The organism is Prevotella lacticifex, assembly GCF_019973375.1.
Lineage (GTDB): Bacteria > Bacteroidota > Bacteroidia > Bacteroidales > Bacteroidaceae > Prevotella > Prevotella lacticifex.
Genome location: NZ_BPTV01000001.1, coordinates 2,630,568 through 2,651,301, shown reverse-complemented (window position 1 = coordinate 2,651,301; position 20,734 = coordinate 2,630,568). Strand labels below are relative to the sequence as shown.

15 protein-coding genes are annotated in these 20,734 nt (G+C 50.1%); 13 read left to right on the top strand and 2 right to left on the bottom strand.

Annotated features, from left to right (window positions below; translation table 11 throughout):
* Positions 1-545: 545 nt before the first annotated feature.
* The 8 genes from LDN30_RS10445 to LDN30_RS10410 all read left to right on the top strand — a co-directional run bounded on the left by LDN30_RS10445 (position 546) and on the right by LDN30_RS10410 (position 12,427).
* Positions 546-1,991 (top strand): DNA cytosine methyltransferase, encoded by a 1,446-nt coding sequence (locus LDN30_RS10445; RefSeq protein WP_223929400.1) that lies wholly within the window; start codon positions 546-548, stop codon positions 1,989-1,991.
* Between the two features lie 188 nt (positions 1,992-2,179).
* Positions 2,180-3,982: a hypothetical protein gene (locus tag LDN30_RS10440; protein ID WP_223926574.1), complete on the top strand. Its 1,803-nt coding sequence runs from the start codon at positions 2,180-2,182 to the stop codon at positions 3,980-3,982.
* A 102-nt stretch (positions 3,983-4,084) separates the two neighbouring features.
* Entirely contained in the window at positions 4,085-5,944 is a 1,860-nt protein-coding gene (locus LDN30_RS10435; RefSeq protein WP_223926573.1) for a thioredoxin family protein, read from the top strand.
* A gap of 731 nt (positions 5,945-6,675) precedes the next feature.
* A complete protein-coding gene (locus tag LDN30_RS10430; protein WP_223929399.1) occupies positions 6,676-7,164 on the top strand; it encodes a peroxiredoxin family protein in 489 nt (162 codons plus the stop codon).
* Complete coding sequence (locus tag LDN30_RS10425) at positions 7,165-8,865, top strand: DUF6029 family protein (protein WP_373316484.1); 1,701 nt, start codon at positions 7,165-7,167, stop codon at positions 8,863-8,865. It abuts the gene before it with no gap.
* A gap of 5 nt (positions 8,866-8,870) precedes the next feature.
* Entirely contained in the window at positions 8,871-9,665 is a 795-nt protein-coding gene (locus LDN30_RS10420) for an Omp28 family outer membrane lipoprotein (RefSeq protein ID WP_223929398.1), read from the top strand.
* A gap of 85 nt (positions 9,666-9,750) precedes the next feature.
* Positions 9,751-10,425: a hypothetical protein gene (locus tag LDN30_RS10415; RefSeq protein WP_223929397.1), complete on the top strand. Its 675-nt coding sequence runs from the start codon at positions 9,751-9,753 to the stop codon at positions 10,423-10,425.
* A 37-nt stretch (positions 10,426-10,462) separates the two neighbouring features.
* Positions 10,463-12,427: a thioredoxin family protein gene (locus tag LDN30_RS10410; protein WP_223929396.1), complete on the top strand. Its 1,965-nt coding sequence runs from the start codon at positions 10,463-10,465 to the stop codon at positions 12,425-12,427.
* 323 nt (positions 12,428-12,750) lie between these two features.
* Here LDN30_RS10410 and glsB read toward each other — a convergent pair whose 3' ends face one another.
* Together glsB and glsA are read right to left on the bottom strand one after the other, a co-directional pair.
* The gene (gene glsB / locus LDN30_RS10405) at positions 12,751-13,755 is read right to left on the bottom strand and encodes a glycine N(alpha)-acyltransferase GlsB (RefSeq protein WP_223926568.1); all 1,005 of its coding nucleotides are present in this window, start codon (positions 13,753-13,755) and stop codon (positions 12,751-12,753) included.
* Between the two features lie 82 nt (positions 13,756-13,837).
* Complete coding sequence (gene glsA / locus LDN30_RS10400; protein WP_223926567.1) at positions 13,838-14,665, bottom strand: lyso-glycine lipid O-acyltransferase GlsA; 828 nt, start codon at positions 14,663-14,665, stop codon at positions 13,838-13,840.
* A gap of 273 nt (positions 14,666-14,938) precedes the next feature.
* Here glsA and LDN30_RS10395 point away from each other — a divergent pair, with 273 nt between their 5' ends.
* The 5 genes from LDN30_RS10395 to LDN30_RS10375 all read left to right on the top strand — a co-directional run bounded on the left by LDN30_RS10395 (position 14,939) and on the right by LDN30_RS10375 (position 20,731).
* The gene (locus LDN30_RS10395; RefSeq protein ID WP_223926566.1) at positions 14,939-15,385 is read left to right on the top strand and encodes a division/cell wall cluster transcriptional repressor MraZ; all 447 of its coding nucleotides are present in this window, start codon (positions 14,939-14,941) and stop codon (positions 15,383-15,385) included.
* Complete coding sequence (gene rsmH / locus LDN30_RS10390; protein ID WP_223929395.1) at positions 15,382-16,335, top strand: 16S rRNA (cytosine(1402)-N(4))-methyltransferase RsmH; 954 nt, start codon at positions 15,382-15,384, stop codon at positions 16,333-16,335. Before LDN30_RS10395 ends, rsmH begins: the two co-directional genes overlap by 4 nt.
* Positions 16,336-16,340: 5 nt before the next feature.
* The gene (locus LDN30_RS10385) at positions 16,341-17,009 is read left to right on the top strand and encodes an FtsL-like putative cell division protein (protein WP_223929394.1); all 669 of its coding nucleotides are present in this window, start codon (positions 16,341-16,343) and stop codon (positions 17,007-17,009) included.
* A complete protein-coding gene (locus tag LDN30_RS10380) occupies positions 17,006-19,162 on the top strand; it encodes a PASTA domain-containing penicillin-binding protein (protein WP_223929393.1) in 2,157 nt (718 codons plus the stop codon). The genes LDN30_RS10385 and LDN30_RS10380 overlap by 4 nt, the downstream gene beginning before the upstream one ends.
* Before the next feature lie 108 nt (positions 19,163-19,270).
* Complete coding sequence (locus LDN30_RS10375; protein ID WP_223926562.1) at positions 19,271-20,731, top strand: UDP-N-acetylmuramoyl-L-alanyl-D-glutamate--2,6-diaminopimelate ligase; 1,461 nt, start codon at positions 19,271-19,273, stop codon at positions 20,729-20,731.
* Positions 20,732-20,734 lie beyond the last annotated feature (3 nt).

Here is a 20,734-nt window from a genome sequence, read left to right as displayed (position 1 = left end):
TTTCGTTTGATTTATTTTTACAATTCATTGCGTTGTGTATTCCAAATGATTAATACGAATGATAGCAGAGTATGGTAGCTGTACAAAGCTGTTACTGTTCTCCAAAATCTCAACAAATATTGTGGGTATATAAATGTATAAAGCAAAGAGTGACAATTGGAACAAAAAGAGAATAGAAAAAGGAACCAATCTTAAAAAACAAAAAATATTAGCTAATACCAATAATTCTTTGTAATTTTGCCAAGTAATGTTAAGACAAAATTGGCAAATGGCGTTCGCAAGGAGGAGTAAGAATCTCAGTAGAGCCTCGAACCTACCACAAAGGAAGTTGGCTTAAATCCTTGATATAGATACATCTACATATTAGAGCACGATGATAAGAAAGCTATTATTGGCCAAGTGTATTCTTTGGCCACGTTTAATGGGATAAACGCAGAAACTTTACTAACTTTGTGGCTTACAGATAACGTAAATGATGTCGTTACAAAAAATAAGAACTCGCATTCAATACATTGCTGACTGCAGCTGAAAAATATAAATAGAATATGCCCAAACTAAATAAAAGATATAGATTACCAGACACAATTGATGTTGAAAACATTGTTGAGGAGAAAAGGTCTCCTTACGGTCTGCGCACTTATGTTAGTTTGTTCAGTAGCGCAGGGGTAGGCTGCTATGGCTTTAAAGAGGAAGGCTTCTACTGCATAGCTACTGTAGAACTCCTTGAACGACGCCTAAAAATTCAGAAATTCAACAACAAATGTGCTTATAATAGCGGATACATTTGCGGTGATATGACATCGCAGGAAACAAAAGATAAGGTTTTCGCAGAACTTGATCTGTGGAAGAATACGTTTAATGTCACGGACTTAGATGTACTGATAGCCACTCCACCATGTCAGGGAATGTCTGTTGCTAATCACAAGAAGAAAGATGAGCTAAAGCGAAATTCTCTTGTTGTTGAGTCAATCAAAATGGTTGATGCGATAAAGCCAAAATTTTTTATTATTGAGAATGTCCGTGCTTTTCTGAAGTCAATATGCACGGATGTTGATGGTAAGGATAAAGTCATTAAGGAAGCAATTGAATTGAATCTTGGCGGCAAATACAATATACTCTACAGAGTCGTTAACTTTAAAGATTTTGGAAACCCGTCAAGTCGTACTCGTACGCTTGTTATTGGAGTGCGTAAAGACTTGAAAGAAATAACGCCATATGATGTTTTCCCTGATAGACAGCCAGAGAGGACACTAAGGCAGGTTATCGGTCATCTCCCATCTTTGAAAAAAATGGGAGAAGTTTGTCCAACTGACATTTATCACAATTTCAGAAAGTATGCGCCACGTATGGAAGCTTGGATTTCTGAAATTAAGGAGGGTCAGTCAGCCTTTGACAATACGGATATCAACAGAATACCACACACGGTAAAGAATGGTGTCGTTGTTTATAACGCGAGAAAGAATGGCGACAAATATACACGTCAGTGCTGGGACAAAGTAGCTCCTTGCATTCATACTCGTAATGACATTTTAGCAAGTCAGAACACTGTGCATCCTGTGGATAATAGGGTGTTCAGCATTCGTGAGATTATGCTGATGATGTCAGTTCCTGATTCATTCAAATGGACTGATATTCCATTTGACCAACTTAATGCTCTCCCAATTAAAGAGAAAGAAGCGTTCCTGAAGAAAGAGGAGATGAACATTCGGCAGAATCTTGGAGAGGCTGTACCTACAGTAATCTTCCAGCAAATAGCTCATAAGATTCGAAAAATTTTAAGTACTCTTGAATTTACAGAACAAGACGCAAAGCATATAATAGAAAAGTTTGGATTAACAGATCATGACAAATTGCTTGACTATATAGACAAAAATCCGTGCCGAAAGTTTTCTGATTTGTCTAAAATTGCGGAAATGGCTAATGCACAAAGTTTGCTTCTACAACGAAATATATTTTGTGAACCCGTTTTTATTCCTCTTCTGCTTATATAATAATGTGACGGCTGTTATATTATGCAGTTTTCTGGTTATGAAACAAATAAATATCGATAAAAAATAAAATAAAATAAAGAAAAATTTGCATGTCTGCTTTTAATTCTATACTTTTGCATTGTAGAAGAAAGCATTTAGATAACAGAGGAAATTTATTCAGGTTTATAATCATATTAATCAATTCGCTTATGAAGAAGATTTACTTATTCGCTTTGTCAGCCGCATTACTTTCCGGTGGTTCGGCATTTGCTCAGAACGCTCAGCAGGTATTAACCAAAGCGCGCTTGTCGGCGTTGCAGAAGTCGGGGAAGGTGGCCGGCATGGTCAAAGCCTCCCGTCTGACGGCGCGGCAGTTTCCCGCATCGGCAGGTGCCAACGGTCAGCTGTCGGTAGCTAAGACTCAGGTTTACGACGATATCGTTTCGTCGCAGCCCGAGGGCACCCTCCATGCTGCCGACCTGCGTAGTGGTTTCTCCACCCTTTCTGTTTGGGGCAATATCATGGCTGCAAATTATTCAAACTCTATAGGAACGTATGTCGAGACTGACGACGCAATCTTCTTGAAGAATCCGTTCAATGGATTCCTTACTAACACATGGCTCAGGATAGACAAAAACGCTGACGGCACGTACGTGGCGCATCTCCCACAGCCTATCTATGAGCAGGATGGCCAGACATTCTATGCCACACACGTTAAGTTGTCAACTTCCGAGTCGAATGGCTCGACTTATGTTGCCGACACTACAGCCGCTGGCTCTGATGCCTATTTCACTTATAAGGACGGTGTGTTGGCTATGGCTGACTCGGTTTACGACGCTTCAGGATTCCCCTCGGCAGCTATCGGACTTACCGATGCCGACGGTGCATGGTACGGTTATCTCGACGGCGCGCAGAGAGTCACGCCGAACACTTACCACAAGACGGTGCTCCCGGCAGCCGCTAAGAAGGCTACTTACGCCATGAGCAACACTACCTACAGTGCTTACGACATTGGTCAGGGCTTCGTCGAGACAAGGGATACCGCTCATGCTCTTGTCGATGTTGCTTTCGACGGCGATACGATATACGTCAACAACCCTGCCACGAAGGATTCTTCGTCATGGATTAAGGGCGTCATTAAGGACGGAAAGGCTACCTTCGAGCCTCAGTATATAGGTGCCGATACTACTGACAACATCCACCTGTGGTTTGAGCCGGCTACATATACCGTCGAGCTGGATTCCTCATATTATGCGTATTATGGTGAGGTCGACAAGGTACGCTCATATTCTCTTGCTGACAAACTGGAGTTGGCTTACGATGCGGCAACCAAATCGCTGCAGGCTCCTGACAGTACGTCGTTCATAGTCAACGGCTCGCCAAGCAAGGTTTACTATCTCGCAACATACGATGAGGTCGGATTTGAGCCTTGGAAGGAAGTCGCAGCTACTCCTGCCGACCCTGTGATCACGGCTGTTAATGAGACATACAACACGCAGGGCTACGCTGCCGTGACATTCACTCTTCCACAGTTCGACACCAACGGAAAGCCACTGAACACCGATAAGGCTTACTATAACCTCTATACGAGCGACGACCCCGAAACGCCGTATGCACTTACGGAGGACGAGGGATATGAATACTTCAACTATTCCGACTCGGTGAATATTCCTTACAGCTATACCGACGGTATGGACATAGCTGCATACGGAGCCAAACATTACTGGTATATCTACTTCGATACTAACGACATCGACAGTGTCGGCGTGCAGATGTTCTACAATGGAGCCGGTGAGCTCCGTCACTCTAACCTCGTGTGGTACAGTCTCGTAGAGCAGCATGATGCCGCCGGCATCAATGCCCTCGAGGGCAACGAGTCGGGAGTCAGCAGTGTGGCTTACTTCGACCTCAGCGGTCGCCGCGTGGCTGCGCCTAAGCAGGCTGGTCTCTACATCAAGGAGGTGACCTACGCTGACGGAACAAAGAAGGGTACGAAGGTCTTAAAGAAGTAAACGGCCTGAGACTCAGATAATTAATAAAAGGTAGGACAATAGTCCTGCCTTTTGAATTTTATCAGTCGTTACAACATAAACATTTTTATTTGAGGTTTGCTTATGAAGATAAATACTTTACACAAGATTGCGTTCACGGCCTTCGGTCTTGTGCTTGGGGCGGTCAGCGTCTCGGCTCAGGAGGCTACCTATGGTCCTTATGACGGATCGCAGAAACTGAGTTATTTCGGAACGGGAAAGAAAGAGAACTATGATGTAGCCATCCATCTGACGAATTCGGCGTTGGTCGGCAAAACTGTAAAGGGCATCGTCATCCCCATGAACTCCGATATTACCGGCATCGACAGTACAGCCGTGGCCTTTATGTCGAAAACGCTGACAATTAAAAATAAGGTCAACGTACCCGATATCGAGTCCGATACCGCCAGCATTTCCGGCGGAAAGGTTACTATAAGGTTCAAACAGCCTTACACCATCACCTCCGACGGAGTATATGTGGGCTATTCGCTGTCGCTCAACGCAAAATCCACGGCTGTCATTCCTGTAGTTGTAGCCAATAACCCTGACGACGACAACCTCTATATGCATACGACGTCAACCTATCGTAAATGGGGTTCTCGCGCTTCGACGTTAGGTTGCGAGCTGGCTCTGGAGGTACTGTTGGATGGTATTGAGCCCGATGTGGCGACTGTCGTCTCGGGCGGTGATGTCAATACTCAGATTAATTTGTCTAAGGACTATACTTTCAGCGTAAAGAACGGCGGTTCCACGGCCATCAGCTCTGTCGACTTCTCCTATAGTTTAGCAGGAGTCAGCAATAATGTCCATGCCGACCTCGCCGATCCTGTCAAGGCACATGTGGGTTCTACCGGCAGCGTCTCATTTGCGATTCCCGCTGTCGCCGATGCGGGCACTTATCCTTTGACTGTATCTTTGTTGAAGGTCAACGGCAAGGATGTTGATCCTTCGAGTTTCACAAGCAACGTCAACGTATATAAGCTGTTGCCGACAAAGCGGGCACTCCTCGAGGAGTACACCGGCACATGGTGCGGTTACTGCCCCCGTGGTTTTGTTGGTCTCGAGCACATGAACGAGCTTTATGGCAATGATTTCGTCGGCGTGTCATATCATAATGGCGACCCGATGGAGTTCACTGCTGACTTCCCCAACAATGTACCGGGATTCCCCGATGCGTGGATAGACCGTTATTATGAGACCGATGCTTATTGCGGCGACAACTATGACGGCCATTTCAATATCGACAAGACTTATGCTGAGTGCAACAAGCAGTTCGCTCCCGCCGACCTTGTCACAAGGGCCTATTTCACCGATGCCACACAGTCGTCGGTAGAAGTCAAGACCTCAGTCACCTTTGCCGGCGACAATTCAGACAACCCTTATCAGCTTGCTTATATCCTTACCGCTGACGGACTGTCCGAGGCCGGCGATACGGCTCATCAGAGCTCTTGGGACCAGAGCAACTACTACTCTGGTGAAACTACGTACCCTGATGACGATATGAAAGAGTTTGTCAACGGTGGCAGCACAATCTCCGGACTGACATTCAACTTTGTCGTTTGCGGATGGTCTGGTAAGTCGTATATCGATGGCAGTCTGCCATCGAGCGTCGTTGCCATGCAGCCGGTGAACTACACATATACTTTCGATCTGGCTCAGTCGCTTAACACTTCCCGCAACGCCATCATCCAGGACAAGTCGAAACTCCATGTCGTTACCCTGCTCATCGATACCACCACGGGCCATGTCGTCAACGCTCTGAAGAGCAATGTCTATTCTGATGAGGCCGCCGGTATTAAGGGTATTGATGATGCCAATGCCGATGCAACTGCTGTGGCTCGCGAGTATTATTCTATCGACGGAAAGCGACTCTGTCAGCCGCAGAAGGGATTGAATATCGTCCGGCTGTCGAACGGTAAGACGTTCAAGGTAGTAGTCAAGTAGTATTTTCGGAGGATCGTCTCCTCGTAAGCATCATCCCGAAAGGGACAGTCATATACATATTATATATATAATGTATAGGCAGGTGTATTCTTTGAGGTAGAACGAGCGCCATTCTCATATCATCCGGTCCTCACGGTCATCTGTTCGCAGCAGCTGACGGTGGGGACCGGTGCCGATTTAGGTATCTTCCGGCAGTGAGGCTTTCTGCTCCAATGACTGTGAACGCACTCCTGACTCGCCCCGTATATTGGAAAACAAAATGATTATTCGGAATTTGCCCCTGTAAGCCGCTGATATACCACAACATACATATAGCCCCCTTTCTATACCCCTGGAATTTGCTTTCGGGAAAAATATTTTGTACCTTTGCACTGAAATAAGAATCAACTGAAACCAACATTATTACGAACGGACCTTTGGGGGCTTTCGTTGTATAACCATTTGCTGTGGGCAGAGGAGTTATGCAGGGTGCAGTCCTTACGACCGAACGCAACCTGCGGATATACAAATTTTAACGGTATCGGTCGTCCGCCACCAGCAGATGATTTTCCGGCCGATGTGGGCAAATATAAGCTATTGTATCATAGATGTTACATTTTATATCGTAGATTCCGGTCTTATATTACCCTTCCCAATATTTTTGGCTTTAGATTGATGTAAAAAAGTGAATATTATTGCGTAATTATTAAAAGTTTTGTAATTTTGCAGCGTAAAAAGAAAGGATTATAATCATGAGAAAAATTATTGCCAGCATGCTCGTCATGCTTTGTGGCTTTGTCTGCACTGCGCAGGCTCAACTTCCGAAGGTAACACTTCGTGATATCGACGGGAAGACGGTGAGTACCGATACCCTTCGCAACAACGGCAAACCGTTTATCATCGACTTCTTTGCCACATGGTGCAAGCCCTGCAACCGCGAGCTCGACGCCATCAGCGAGGTCTATGAGGACTGGCAGAAGGAGACCGGCGTGAAAATCTATGCCGTAAGTATCGACCAGGCACAGAATATCAATAAGGTTCGCCCGCTGGTGGAGCAGAAAGGCTGGAACTACGATGTCCTCCTTGACCCTAACAGCGACTTCCGTCGTGCTTTCGGTGGTCAGATGATTCCTTTCGTTGTTGTCTGCGATGCCGATGGCAAAGTGGTCTTCCAGCACAATGGTTACACCGAAGGAGCAGAGAATGAACTCTACGATAAAGTAAAGCAATTGGTCAAGTAAATGAGAACGACATTACTGTTTGCGGCAATGATGGCTGCATTGCCAACGTTTGCCCAAAACGACTCCACAAATAATAGGGTCACCTTGTCGGGCAGCATACAGTCCGATATGCTCGTGCCCACCGGCAAGCAGGCCGATGGTTCGCACGAGGACTTTCGTACCAATACCTATGTGGACCTGGCTCTTCAGAGCAAGTATGTTGATGCCGGTGCCCGCTTCGAATACCTTGAGCATCCGCTTCCAGGATTCGAGAAGGATTTCAAAGGATGGGGAGTGCCGTTCTTCTATGTGAAGGGCAAGCTGAACAAGGCTGAGCTGACGCTTGGTAATTTCTATGATCAGTTCGGTTCCGGGTTCATCTTCCGTACTTACGAGGAACGCTCCCTTGGCATCGACAACTCTATCTTGGGTGCGCGTCTTGTCGTCAATCCGTTCAGTGGCGTCCGTCTCAAGGCCTTGAGCGGCAAGCAGCGCCGCTATTGGGCTCACAACGACGCATGGGTGTCGGGTGCCGACTTGGAGCTGAGCCTCGACGAGTGGTTCCATGCCCTGCAGCAGAGCGGCACCTATCTGACTCTTGGTGGCTCATGGGTCAACAAGCATGAGAAGGCTGACGACGACCTGCTGATGGTCGATGCCAGTCATCGTCTGAACCTCCCGGAGAATGTCAACGCCTGGGATGCCCGGGTGAACTTGAATAAGGGACCGTTCAATATCCTCGCCGAGTACGCTCAGAAAACACAGGACCCGTCGTTCGACAATGGCTATATATATAGAAAAGGTTATGTGGCCATGCTTTCTGGATCATACAGCCGTAAAGGAATGTCACTGTTGCTGCAGGCCAAGCGGTCGGATAATTTCTCGTTCCGCTCGCGTCGCAGCATGACCGGCACGTCGTCGATGATCAACCACCTGCCGGCGTTCACCGAGGACCAGACCTATGCGCTCGCGGCCCTCTATCCTTATGCCACTCATCCTGCCGGCGAGTGGGCCTACCAGGCTCAGCTCGGCTATACCTTCAGAAGGCACACTGCTCTGGGTGGGAAGTATGGTACGCAACTGAAAATCAACTTCTCTCATGTTCATGGTATCGACCAAAGCGAGCACGGACTGCTATTGAACTCTGAGCCTTTGTCCACCGGTCAACTTCAGCCGGTAACCAATGTTCCGACTTATCATACCGGTGTGGGCACAAAGGGTTACGGCTCCTCGTTCTGGAAATGGGGCGGAGGAACATATTATCAGGATATTGACGTACAGTTGGACAAGCGTATCACCCGCGACTTCAAGATGCATCTCATGTACATGAATCAGTTCTACAACAAGACGGTTGTCGAGGGTGAGGGTGGTATGATTCACTCCAATATCTTCATTGCCGACCTGCTGTTCAACCTCTCCCGCGACACTAAGCTGCGCACCGAGCTACAGTATCTCACCACTGCCGACGACGATGCCGACTGGGCTTTCGCTCTTGCCGAGCTTTCCGTGGCTCCGCATTGGATGTTCACCGTCTCTGACGAGTACAACTGCGGTGTAACCAATGCCCACTACTGGCAGACTTATGTGACCTATAACCTCGGAGCTCATCGTTTCCAGCTCGGATGGGGCCGCACGCGTGCCGGTTACAACTGTTCCGGTGGTGTCTGCCGTTATGTTCCGGAGTCGAAAGGTTTCACACTGTCGTACAACTATAACTTCTAAGGGTAATGAAAAATCTTACAACTATAATATTAGGTCTTGCTGCTGTGGCAATGGTCTCGTGCAGTGATATCGACGAGAACGACCGCTTCACCTATGTCCGTCCTGCCAACGTGAGCCGTGCTGTGCTCATTGAGGATTTCACCGGTCAGCGTTGTGTCAACTGTCCTAACGCCAATGATGTCATCCGTCAGCTTCAGGAACAGTATGGCGACTCCAATGTCATCGCTGTCGGCATCCACTCCGGTCCGTTGGGCTACAAAGGCAACAGCCGCTATGTTGGTCTTGCTACCGACTTGGGCAACGAGTACTACACGCACTTCGGTGCAGAGTATCAGCCGGTGGGAATGGTTAACCGCCACGGACTCGTCAACTACACCGACTGGTCAGGCAAGGTTCATGACGCCCTTCAGGATACCGCCAGTGTGCTGCTTCGTCTCTCAGCCACCTATGATACATTGTCGCGGCAGGCATCAGTGATTGTCAACGCATCGTCCCTTGACAAGAGTTTCACCGGTCATCTGCAGGTGTGGCTCGTCGAGGACAGTATCACTGCGCTGCAGAAGATGCCCGACGGAAGTGTCGACTACAACTATCTTCATAACCACGTGTTGCGGGCTGCTGTCAATGGCGACTGGGGTGAGGAGGTGTCTATACCGGCTACCGAATCAAAGATGTTCGGATATTCCTACTCTCTGCCTGAGAATAATGTCGCCGACCACTGTTATTTCGTGGCTTTCGTCTACGACGATTCCGGTGTCCAGCAGGTGGCTAAGGTCAGAATAAAGCAAAACAACAAATAATAAAAACATTTATTTCATTGGATTCCTTCATGTCAGTCATTATATCTGTCGGGCTGAAGGAATGCCATAGTTATTAATTCATTCTATGAAGAAATTATTTACACTCTGCCTGGCGCTTTTGGCACTTTCCTCTATGCCCGCCATGGCCCAGGATAGTGATGAGGACGAAATTGACAATACTCTTCAGTTTGTCGACAGTAAAGGTAATGTCATTGCCGACGGCAGTGAGATTACTGTCGACTCTCTCGAGGATGAGGGTTTCCAGTGTCAGGTATCAAGTGGCCTCTTCGTCAACAACACCTCCTCTGAGACTGTCTATGCCGGTATGGAAGTGAATATCACACGCCTCGACAATGGTTTCATCAGCTGCTGCTTCCCGGTGAACTGTCAGATTGGTAAACATGTAGGGACATTCAGCACAATGGCCGGTGCCATTGACGGCGGCACACAGAACAAAACTATTCAGACCGAATGGGTTCCGAGTGATGCCACGAGTTATGGCCAGGCTTCCGCAGTATTTCGTATATGCATGTATGTTAAAGGACCTGGAACCAAATATATCCCCACTGGATACGGTCCTTCTGTAACCATCAATTTCGTCAACCGTAATCCTGCCGGCATCAAGTCCATTGGTACTTCTACTGCCGGAAAGAAGGTCGCAGCCATCTACAATGTGCGTGGTGAGTCGCTCTCGCAAATGCAGAAAGGTCTCAACATTGTGCGCTATACTGATGGCACAGTTAAGAAACTATTATTGTAGTTCACATATTTCATTATCAACATTTACAAACTGGTTTATGAGAAAGATTTTACTTACAATGGCCGCAGCAACGTTAGCGTTGTCGGTCAGCGCTCAGGGCCTCAAAGCCCCGAGATTTGCGGCAGGTCTTGAGAAAGCCCCTGCGTCTGCATCCCTGAGAGGTTCTGCAGTGAAGAAAGCTCCGAGCAAGGCTCAGTTGGCAGCCAACCAGCGCCTTGTCGGTTATTATACCACCGATGATGTCGACAATGCTATTGGTATTGGTACTTATACGACAGCCGATATCCAGCCCGGTGCTCTTCTTGAGCCGTCCGACTATCAGCAGTTTGCCGGTGCTACCGTCGTTGGCGTGCGCTTTGCGATGGGTCCAAGTGCAAAGGCTAAGGGCGTCGAAATCCTTGGCGTTGGTTCTGATGGTTCTCTCACCTCTATAGCCAAGAAGGATACAATATTCTCCAGCACATCACCTGCGGATTATTCAAGCTACGTATGGAACACCGTGATGCTGCCTGCCGACAAGCAGTTCACTCTCAGCACTTCCGACTATGCCGGATACATGGTCTCATATAAGTGCACACAGGGTAGCAAGACATATCCTGTTGCCATTAACACTGGAGTTAAGCGTACTATCTACATCAACGCCAATATCCCAACATCGGTAGGCGGTAACGGTCAGGGTTGGTATAGCTTTGGCTCTGACGACGGATGTCCAGCCATCCAGCTTATCCTGCAGAGCGACAACTTCCCGGCAAACGGTGTCGTACCTTCAGATTTCGGCACCTTCACAGCTCTCGTAAATAAAGATAAGAAGGTTAACGTCACCTTCAGCAACATCGGAGCGAGCCTTTCCAATTTCGATTACACTGTTACTGTCAATGGTGTGCAGAGCGAGGAGAAGCATGTAGACCTTGGCGGTAAAGCCTTAGGCGTCGGCGGTATATTCACCGACTCTGTTTCCTTCACTGCACCTGCTGAGGCCGGTACTTACGATGCTACGGTCAACGTAACGAAGGTTAACGGTGTTGCCAATGAGGCTGCCACAACATCATCAAAGGGTACTCTCGTAGCACTCTCAAAGGCATTCCATCGCGGTGTTGTCGTTGAAGAATACACAGGTACCGGTTGCGGCTATTGCCCACGTGGTCTTGTCGGAATGCAGAAACTTGCCAATACCTATCCTGATAATTTCGTAGGGGTAGCCATTCACCAGTACAATTCTACTGACCCTGCTTACACAAAGAACTATGCAAGTCTTGGATTCACCGGCGCTCCTTCGTGCATGATTGACCGTGATGGTTCAGTTATCGATCCTTACTATGGTTCAAATAATTCCATCACTGAGGATTTCGCACGTCATCTTGAGAATCTTCCGTTCTTGGGCGTTGATGTAGAGGGTCAGTGGAATGCTGACTCTACAACTGTCACCGCTACTGCTACTGTCGATCCTCTTGTATCGGGCAAGTACAATATCGACTTCGTACTCGTTGCCGACAGTCTGACAGGTTCTTCGTCCTCATGGAATCAGCATAACTACTACTATCAGTATTCTGCTTCTCAGCTTCCTGACGACCTCGCACAGTTCGGCAAGGGTGGCAAGAATGGCAAGTCTACCTTTAAGTGGCCGTTCGATGATGTTCTTATCGCAAGTTCCTACAACGGCACTACTGACAAGGCTACTCTCGATGACCTGACAGCAGGCACTCCAGCTACCTCGACATATAACCTCACCTTGCCTACCACCACTCTTCTTAAGAATGCTATCAACAAGCAGAAGGTTTATGTCATAGCTATCGTCTATGATGCCAATGGCGTTGCCAATGCGGCCAAGAGCACTATCGGTGGTACTTCTACCGGCATTCAGAATGTCAATGCAGCCACCGACGCTTCAAATGCTGTCGTAGCCCGCTACAATGCTGCCGGTCAGCGTATCGCTGAGGCTCAGCGCGGTCTGAACATCCTCAAACTCGCTAATGGCAAGACTGTAAAGGTTATTGTTAAGTAAGATTGAATTCAAGGCATCTCGGCTATAATCCCACAATAGCCGTGATGACGGACAAAAAAAATCCCCGGCTTCCGTGAGTGATGCCGGGGACTTTATTTATAGGAAGTTATAGGAAGTTATAGGAAGCTATAGAATCTATAGAATCTATAGGAGCTATGGAAGCTATAGAAGCTATAGAATCTATAGAATCTATAGGAGCTATAAAAGCTATAGCAGCTATAGAAAAAACTTTATAGCTGTGTAGGGAAAAGGTTCTCTGCTGCTTGAATATGGGGCAGGGGAGAGACCGTTGCTTTTCCCGTTAACGTCAGGCGTTGCGGCTTTTACTCGTCGTCGCCTTCTCTTTCGCGATAGATGATATTGTTGGCACCGCTTGTGAGGTGGAGGGCTTCGGGATGCTCCTTGACAAACGACTCGATATGACGGATGCGCTTCTCCTCGAAAATCTCGTCGACAGCGATGAGAATACCCGTTTCCTCGACGTCGCCAAAGCCATAGTTGATGGCTGTGCCGAAGAGCTTCATCGTCGGTGAGAGGTTCATATAGGCGTTGATGAGCGGCGGAATATTGTAGCCGAGCTCACGGATATTATGGTTCAGGATGCGGTAGTCCTCCTTGAAGTCGTCACCGGTGAAGATTTTCGCGAGTTCTTCCTCCGGTGTATCGAGTTTCAACGGCTTAATAGGAACGATGAGGTTCTCCTTGTCGTCGAAGTGCTTCTTCAGGAAGTAGAGAATCATATCGCGGCCGCAGCGGATGTACGACGGGTACATAGTCATCTTTCCGAAGAAGTATTTGCAGTTCGGGTTGATAACTGTCAGTGCTCCGAGACCGTCCCAGAGGTTGTCGAGGGCGAAGATGGACTTTGTGTTCTTCCTCACGTTCTGGTATTCGAGCGACACGAACGATCGTCCGAGCTCTACGGTGTAAGGAGCGTAATCGCGCAGGAACTTGTCGGAGAAGTGGAACATGTGGCTTGTGGCGAGGATGGGTTGTCCGTTGGAGTCGTACTTCCAGTCGTCGCCGAAGAGATAGCGGTAGCCGCCGATAATCTCCTCATCCTCGGGATTCCATACGATGAGCTGTCGGCACGGGTTCTCCATGGTGTCGAACTCATCGATGTCCATCGACTTCCCCGTACCGCCTCCTGCTGTGCGGAAAGCGATTTCGCGGAGTCGGCCAATCTCCTTCATGACGTTCGGCGCGTTCTGGGCCGTTACGACATAAATCTCGTTATGGCTTTTGTTTGTTGTTCGGAGTAAGCGCTCTTTAGTCAGTTCAGACTTTAGAACTTCTCTCGGAATCGGCTTGATTATCTCTTCTTCCATTTCTATTTCTTCATTTGCTGTCCTATGTCGTCTGCCGGTGTCTGGTTCTGACGATGTCAGTCCGGTCTTGATGCCGACAGATTTATAACTCATATACTTTGTCTTCCACCCATTGAGCCCATTGAACCGGCGTACGGCTCTTGTCGAATGTCTGCCAGGGTATTGGCTTTCCAATTTTGATGGTGAACGTCTTGTGGACGTTGCGGTACATCTCGTCGACGAGGAAGAGCATGGCGATATTCACCTTCAGATGCAGTTTCTTCTGCCAGTTGGCGATGCGGTAGAACCTCTCGGAGTTTCGGCCGCTGAAATATATCGGCACCACGTCGCGGTGGTATTCGACGCTCTTAGATATGAACGTCTTCTTCCACGGCAGGTCATGGATGACACCGTTCTTCTTCCTCGAGTTCAGTCCTGCCGGGAACATGAGCATGTGGTTGTCGCTCTGGAATCCGGCCTCCACCATTCGTGGAAAGTCGCGGCTCTGCCGTCCCGTCTTGTTGATGCCTATCGATACCGGCCGCAAGCCGGGGAGGTTGAGCAGCAGGTCGTTGACGAGGTAGCGAAAGCGTCCGTCGTAGTGCTCGCCGATGATGGCTCCGAGGGCCACGCCGTCCTCACCGCCCAAGGGATGGTTGCTGACGAAGGTGTACAGCTTTCCGTCGTCCTTGTCGGGGAGATTATTGCGCCCTTCGATGTGGAGCGTCATGTCGAGGTATCTGACGCAGGCCTTCAGCCATTCAGTTCCCGTGAGGTTGCGGCTCTCCCACAGAAAGGCGTTCACCTCGTCCTCGTGGACGATGCGCTTGAGCCACCTGACGGCAAAGGCCGGCACGAAACGGGCCTTCTTTCCCATCTTACTTTGCAGGATTTTCTCTATGTCTATTGTTTTCTCTATATGCTCACTCATGACAAGTGCTATGCTTTCAGTTTGCAAAAATACAGAATTGTTTTGAGAAATCGTTATTTTTCACTAATAATTAGTGCAAAAAATATTCTTTAAGTTGCTTTTTGTGTTTCTTTCTTCTTTCGGAGTGCTGTAGCTGTGCGTTCGCCGAGCAGTTGCAAGGATAATAGTAAATCAAAAAAAACTGTATTTTAATTAAATTTGTGGGGAAAAGTGGAGGTATGTGGGGAATTTTGAGTACCTTTGGCCTCAAATAAGCAATTATCGGGCAAACTGTTGAGATTTATCGGAAGCATAGAGGCAAAGACGGATTCTAAGGGACGTGCGTTCCTTCCCGTTGTTTTCCGCAAGGCACTTCAGGTGTCGGGCGAGGAGACCCTTATCATGCGTAAGGATGTCTTCCAGCATTGCCTTGTGCTCTATCCCCTGTCGGTATGGAACGGAATGGTCGACAATCTGCATTCGCGCCTGAACCGTTGGAACAAGCGCGACCAGCAGATTTTCCGTCAGTTTGTCAGCAATCTGGTGAGCATCACCCTTGATGGCAACGGCCGTTTTCTCATTCCCCGTGCATATCTGGAGTGGGCTCGTATTGACGATCAGCAGATTCGGTTCATCGGCATGGACGACTGCATAGAGATATGGAGCCAGGGTAACGACGAGGCCGAGATGACCCCTGATGATTTCTCACAGGCCCTTGAAGAAGTTATGACTGATCTATGACCGTAACGACAGTTTCATCATATCACGTGCCCGTCCTTCTCAAGGAGAGTGTCGACGGACTGAACATCCGCGAGGGCGGGGTCTATGTCGACGTCACTTTCGGCGGGGGTGGTCATTCGCGCGAGATCCTGTCGCGCCTTGGTGGCTCCGGCCATCTGTACAGCTTCGACCAGGACGCCGATGCGGCACAGCGTATAGCGGTGCCGGGTGCTGACGGTGCCGGAACGGCCTTCCGTGGTGCCGACAATTTCACCTTCGTGCTCAGCAACTTCCGGTTTCTGAAGAACTGGATGCGCTACTATGGTGTCGACCATATCGACGGACTCCTCGCCGACCTCGGCGTGTCGAGCCATCAGTTTGATGTCGGCGAGCGTGGATTTTCGTTCCGTTTCGATGCCCCGCTCGACATGCGCATGAACAACAGTGCCGGCAAGACTGCCGCTGACGTGCTCAACGAGTATGACGAGGAGCGGCTGGCCGACGTGTTCTACCTCTACGGTGAGCTGCGCAACTCACGCCGCATAGCCGCCGCGGTGGCTAAGGCTCGAAAAGTGAAGCCTGTCGTGACCACGGGCGACTTTCTCGATATCGTCAGCCCGATGTTCAAACGCGAGCGCGAGAAGAAAGATATGGCCCGGCTCTTCCAGGCCCTGCGCATAGAGGTGAACCAGGAGATGCGGGCCCTGCGCGACATGCTCCTTGCCGCCACCGACCTTCTGGCCCCCGGTGGTCGCCTGAGCGTCATCACCTACCACTCTCTCGAGGACCGACTGGTGAAGAATGTCATGCGCAGCGGCAATACAGAAGGGAAGGTGCGTCAGGACTTCTACGGCAGAATTGAGTCGCCGTTCCGTCTGGTCAACAACAAGGTGATAGTGCCTGATGCCGGCGAGCAGGACCGTAATCCGCGCAGCCGGAGTGCAAAATTAAGAATAGCAGAGAAGATATAAATATTATGGACAACGACAAAGACATGCGACCCATCGACGGTTCCGAGGCCACGGCGGCCCCGGACGGTTCTGTTGTTGTCCGGCCGGTGACCGGTGACGACAGTGCTGACGGCACAGCGGCCTTGGCCCCCGATGCCGAATATTATGTTGGTACCCACACTGAGGACGATGCCGTAGCCCCCGGAAGTATTGGTGACGCCGCCACGGACAGTGGTGACGCTACTTCAGCCTCCCCGGGAGTTGGGACTGCCGACAACGGTAACAACGGCAGCGAGGAGGAGACGGAGTCGGACAAGAAACTCCGCAAAGCCATTGCTGACCAGGCCCGCGAGGACGAGCGCCCACATTCGAGCAACTTTACGCTGGCGAAAATCCTTGGAGGCGATATCCTCACGGCCCAGACGCTGCGCAACAACATCGGACTGATGTTGCTCATAGTGGGGTTCATCGTCGTCTACATCACCAACCGATACAAGGTGCAGAAGGACCTCTTGGAGATTGACAAACTCAACACCGAACTCGAGGACGCTAAGTATAAAGCCCTCTCGATAAGCAGTACGCTGACGGAGAAAAGCCGTGAGAGCCATGTGTTAGAGTCGCTGAAAAACGGTCCCGACAGTGCGCTGAAACAGTCGGACCGTCCACCTTATATAATAGAAGTTCCGGATAAATGAGCAGTAAATTCAACGATAAGAAGATAATCCCGCGCTATGGTCTGCTGAGCCTCTTCATTACCATCGGCGCCATTGCCGTGGTGGCAAAAGCTTTCTATATCATGACCGGCGAGAGGGACTACTGGATGGCCGTGGCATCGCGACAGAAGAAGGATAGTGTGCAGGTAAAGCCTGTGCGCGGAAATATCCTCAGTTGCGATGGACAGCTCATGGCATCGTCGTTGCCGGAGTTCAAGATATACATGGACTTCAACACGCTGAAGACAACGGGCAATGACTCGCTGTGGAATGTCAAACTCGACTCCATAGCCCAGGGTTTGAACCGCATCTTCCCGTCGAAGTCAGCGGCACAATTCAAGGCCGACCTCACCGAGGGCCATAACAAGTGCAGCAAGCACTGGCCTATATGGGACGAGCGCATCGACTACAGCACCTTCACCGAGGTTAAGGACCTGCCGGTGTTCAGGCTGCCGAAGTTCAAGAGCGGTTTCCACTGGGAGGAGTTCAACGCCCGCCGGCGTCCCTTCGGTTCGCTGGCCCAGCGCACCGTCGGCGATATGTTCGGCGCGAAAGATACGGCCCGATGCGGACTCGAACTGGAGTACGACTCCATCCTCCGCGGTACGAACGGCATCATCCATCGAAGGAAAGTACGCTCTAAGTATCTGAATATCACCGATACACCGCCTGTCGACGGTGCCGACATCGTGACGACCATCGATGTGCAGATGCAGGACATCGCTGAGCGCGCCGTCATCAATGAGTTGAAGGAAATCGACGGACGTGTCGGTGTGGCCATCGTCATGGACGTGAAAACGGGTGACGTGAAGGCTATCGTTAACATGGAGAAATGTTTCGACGGCGAGTACAGGGAAATCCGCAACCATGCCGTCAGTGACCTCATGGAGCCGGGTTCGGTATTTAAGACCGCCAGCATCATGGCCGTTCTCAACGACGGACTCTGCGATACTACGGAGTATGTGGAGACCGGAGGCGGCGTATGGAATATGTATGGCAGAGATATGAAGGACCACAACTGGCGGCGCGGAGGCTACGGTGGTATGTATCTGCCTAAGACTCTGCTCGTTAGCTCGAATATCGGCGTTAGCCGTATTATCGATAAATACTATCACGACAATCCGGAGCGGTACGTCCAGGACCTCCATAACTTCGGTCTGACTGACGACCTTCACATTCCTATCCCCGGCTACTCGCCGGCGCGCATACGCTACCCGAAGAAGAACAAGAACGGACAGTATGTGAACTGGACCAAGACGACGCTGCCGTGGATGAGCATAGGCTATGAGACTCAGTGTCCGCCGATATCCATCCTCACCTTCTATAATGCTATCGCCAATAACGGTTGCATGATGAGGCCGAGGTTCGTGAAGGAGATTGTCAAGGACGGACAGGTCATCGCCGACTACCCGCCGGTGGTGCAGCGCAAGCAGATTGCAAAGCCGGAGGTGATAAAGAAGTTGCAGATTATCCTCGAGCATGTTGTCAGTCAGGGACTTGGAAAGAAGGCCGGGTCGGATAAATTCCTCGTGGCCGGAAAGACGGGAACGGCACAGATGTCGAAAGGAGCCCTCGGCTACAAGACCGGCGGCACCGACTACTATCTCAGTTTTGCCGGATACTTCCCAGCCAATGAGCCGCGATACAGTTGCATTGTCTGCATACAGAAACACGGACTGCCGGCATCGGGTGGCGGCATGAGTGGTGTGGTGTTCCACAATATCGCCGAAGGAATAATGGCGCAGAGCCTGAAGCTCGAAGCCGCTGACGCCCGCGACACCATCGGCCCGTTCTTGCCTGAGGTGTATAACGGTAACCTCCATGCTGCCGACTACGTGCTCAGTCTCCTCGGTTTCAGTGTGAACAACGGATGGGGCGGTGCCTTCCCGTCGGGTGACCCTGTATGGGGATTCGTCGACGAGAATACGGGCCGCCTGCAGATTCAGCGTGAGAAGGTCGTGCCGGCCAATGAGGTTCCCGACGTGCACGGCATGGGAGCCCGCGACGCGGTGTACATAATGGAGAGCCGCGGCATAAAGGTCATCCTCGATGGCCGCGGCAGTGTGCTCCAGCAGAGCATAGGAGCTGGTGAACCGATACGCCGGGGCATGGTGTGCCGGCTGAAATTAGGATAGATGGCTGTCCTGGAACTGTGGGGCGGAGACGATGTCCTTCCTGACGGTGCTATGGTGACGGTCGTAAAAAACAGAAATGGGAAAATAAAGAAGATAAAAAATACAATTATGAAACTATCAGAATTGCTTAAAAATGTGGAGCCCCTGCAGGTCATCGGCGACACAGAGACTGAGGTGACCGGTGTGAATATCGACTCTCGGAAGGTTGCCCCGGGCAACTTGTTCATAGCAATGAGGGGTACGCAGGTCGACGGCCACAAGTTCATTCCCAAGGCTCTCGAGCTTGGTGCTACTGCAATACTCTGCGAGGATGTGCCGGAGGAGCGCAAAGAGGGTGTCGCCTACGTGCAGGTAGAGTCGACGGAGATGGCCGTAGGCCCTGTAGCCACGCAGTTCTACGGCGATCCGTCGAGGAAACTGAAGCTCGTTGGTGTGACAGGAACGAACGGTAAGACGACCATCGCCACATTATTATATAATATGTTCCGTAAGTTCGGCTATAAGGCCGGACTGCTCTCGACGGTGTGTAACTACATCGACGGTGAGGCTATTCCTGCCGACCACACCACGCCGGACCCAATCGAGCTCAACGAACTGTTAGCCAAGATGGTAGATGCCGGATGCGAGTATGCGTTCATGGAGTGTTCCAGCCATGCCATCCACCAGCACCGTATTGGCGGACTGCGCTATGTGGGCGGTATCTTCACTAATCTCACCCGCGACCATCTCGACTATCATAAGACCTTCGAAAACTACCGCAACGCAAAGAAGATGTTCTTCGACGGACTGCCCAAGGAGGCTTTCGCCATCACCAATGCCGACGATAAGAACGGCATGATTATGGTTCAGAATACCAAGGCGGAGGTTAAGACCTATAGCACTCAGCGTGCTGCCGACTTCACGGCGAAGATTCTTGAGGAGCACTTCGACGGCATGCTCCTCGAAATCGACGGCAAGGATGTGTTCGTGCAGTTTATAGGGCGGTTCAATGTCAGCAACCTGCTCGCTGTCTACGGTGCTGCCGTGATGTTGGGCAAGAAACCGGAGGATATTCTCGTCGTGCTCAGTACACTGAAGAGTGTCAACGGCCGACTGGAGCCTATAGCTTCGCCCGACGGCTATACCGCCATTGTCGACTATGCGCACACTCCCGATGCTTTGGAGAATGTGCTCAGGGCCATCCACGATGTGCTCGATGCCAAGGGCGGACACGTCATCACGGTGTGTGGCGCCGGTGGTCACCGCGACAAGGGAAAGCGCCCACTCATGGCCCAAGAGGCTGTGAAACAGAGCGATAAGGTTATCCTTACCAGCGACAATCCCCGTGACGAGGAGCCGCAGGCTATCATCGACGATATGATGGCTGGTCTCAACGCCACGCAGAAGAAAAAGGTAGTAACCATTGTCGACCGTAAGGAGGCTATACGTACTGCATGCATGATGGCTCAGAAAGGCGATGTCATTCTCGTTGCCGGTAAGGGTCATGAAACGTATCAGGAGATAAACGGTGTGAAACACCACTTCGACGACCACGAGGTGTTGCGTGATATTTTCGGAATTAAACAATAAATC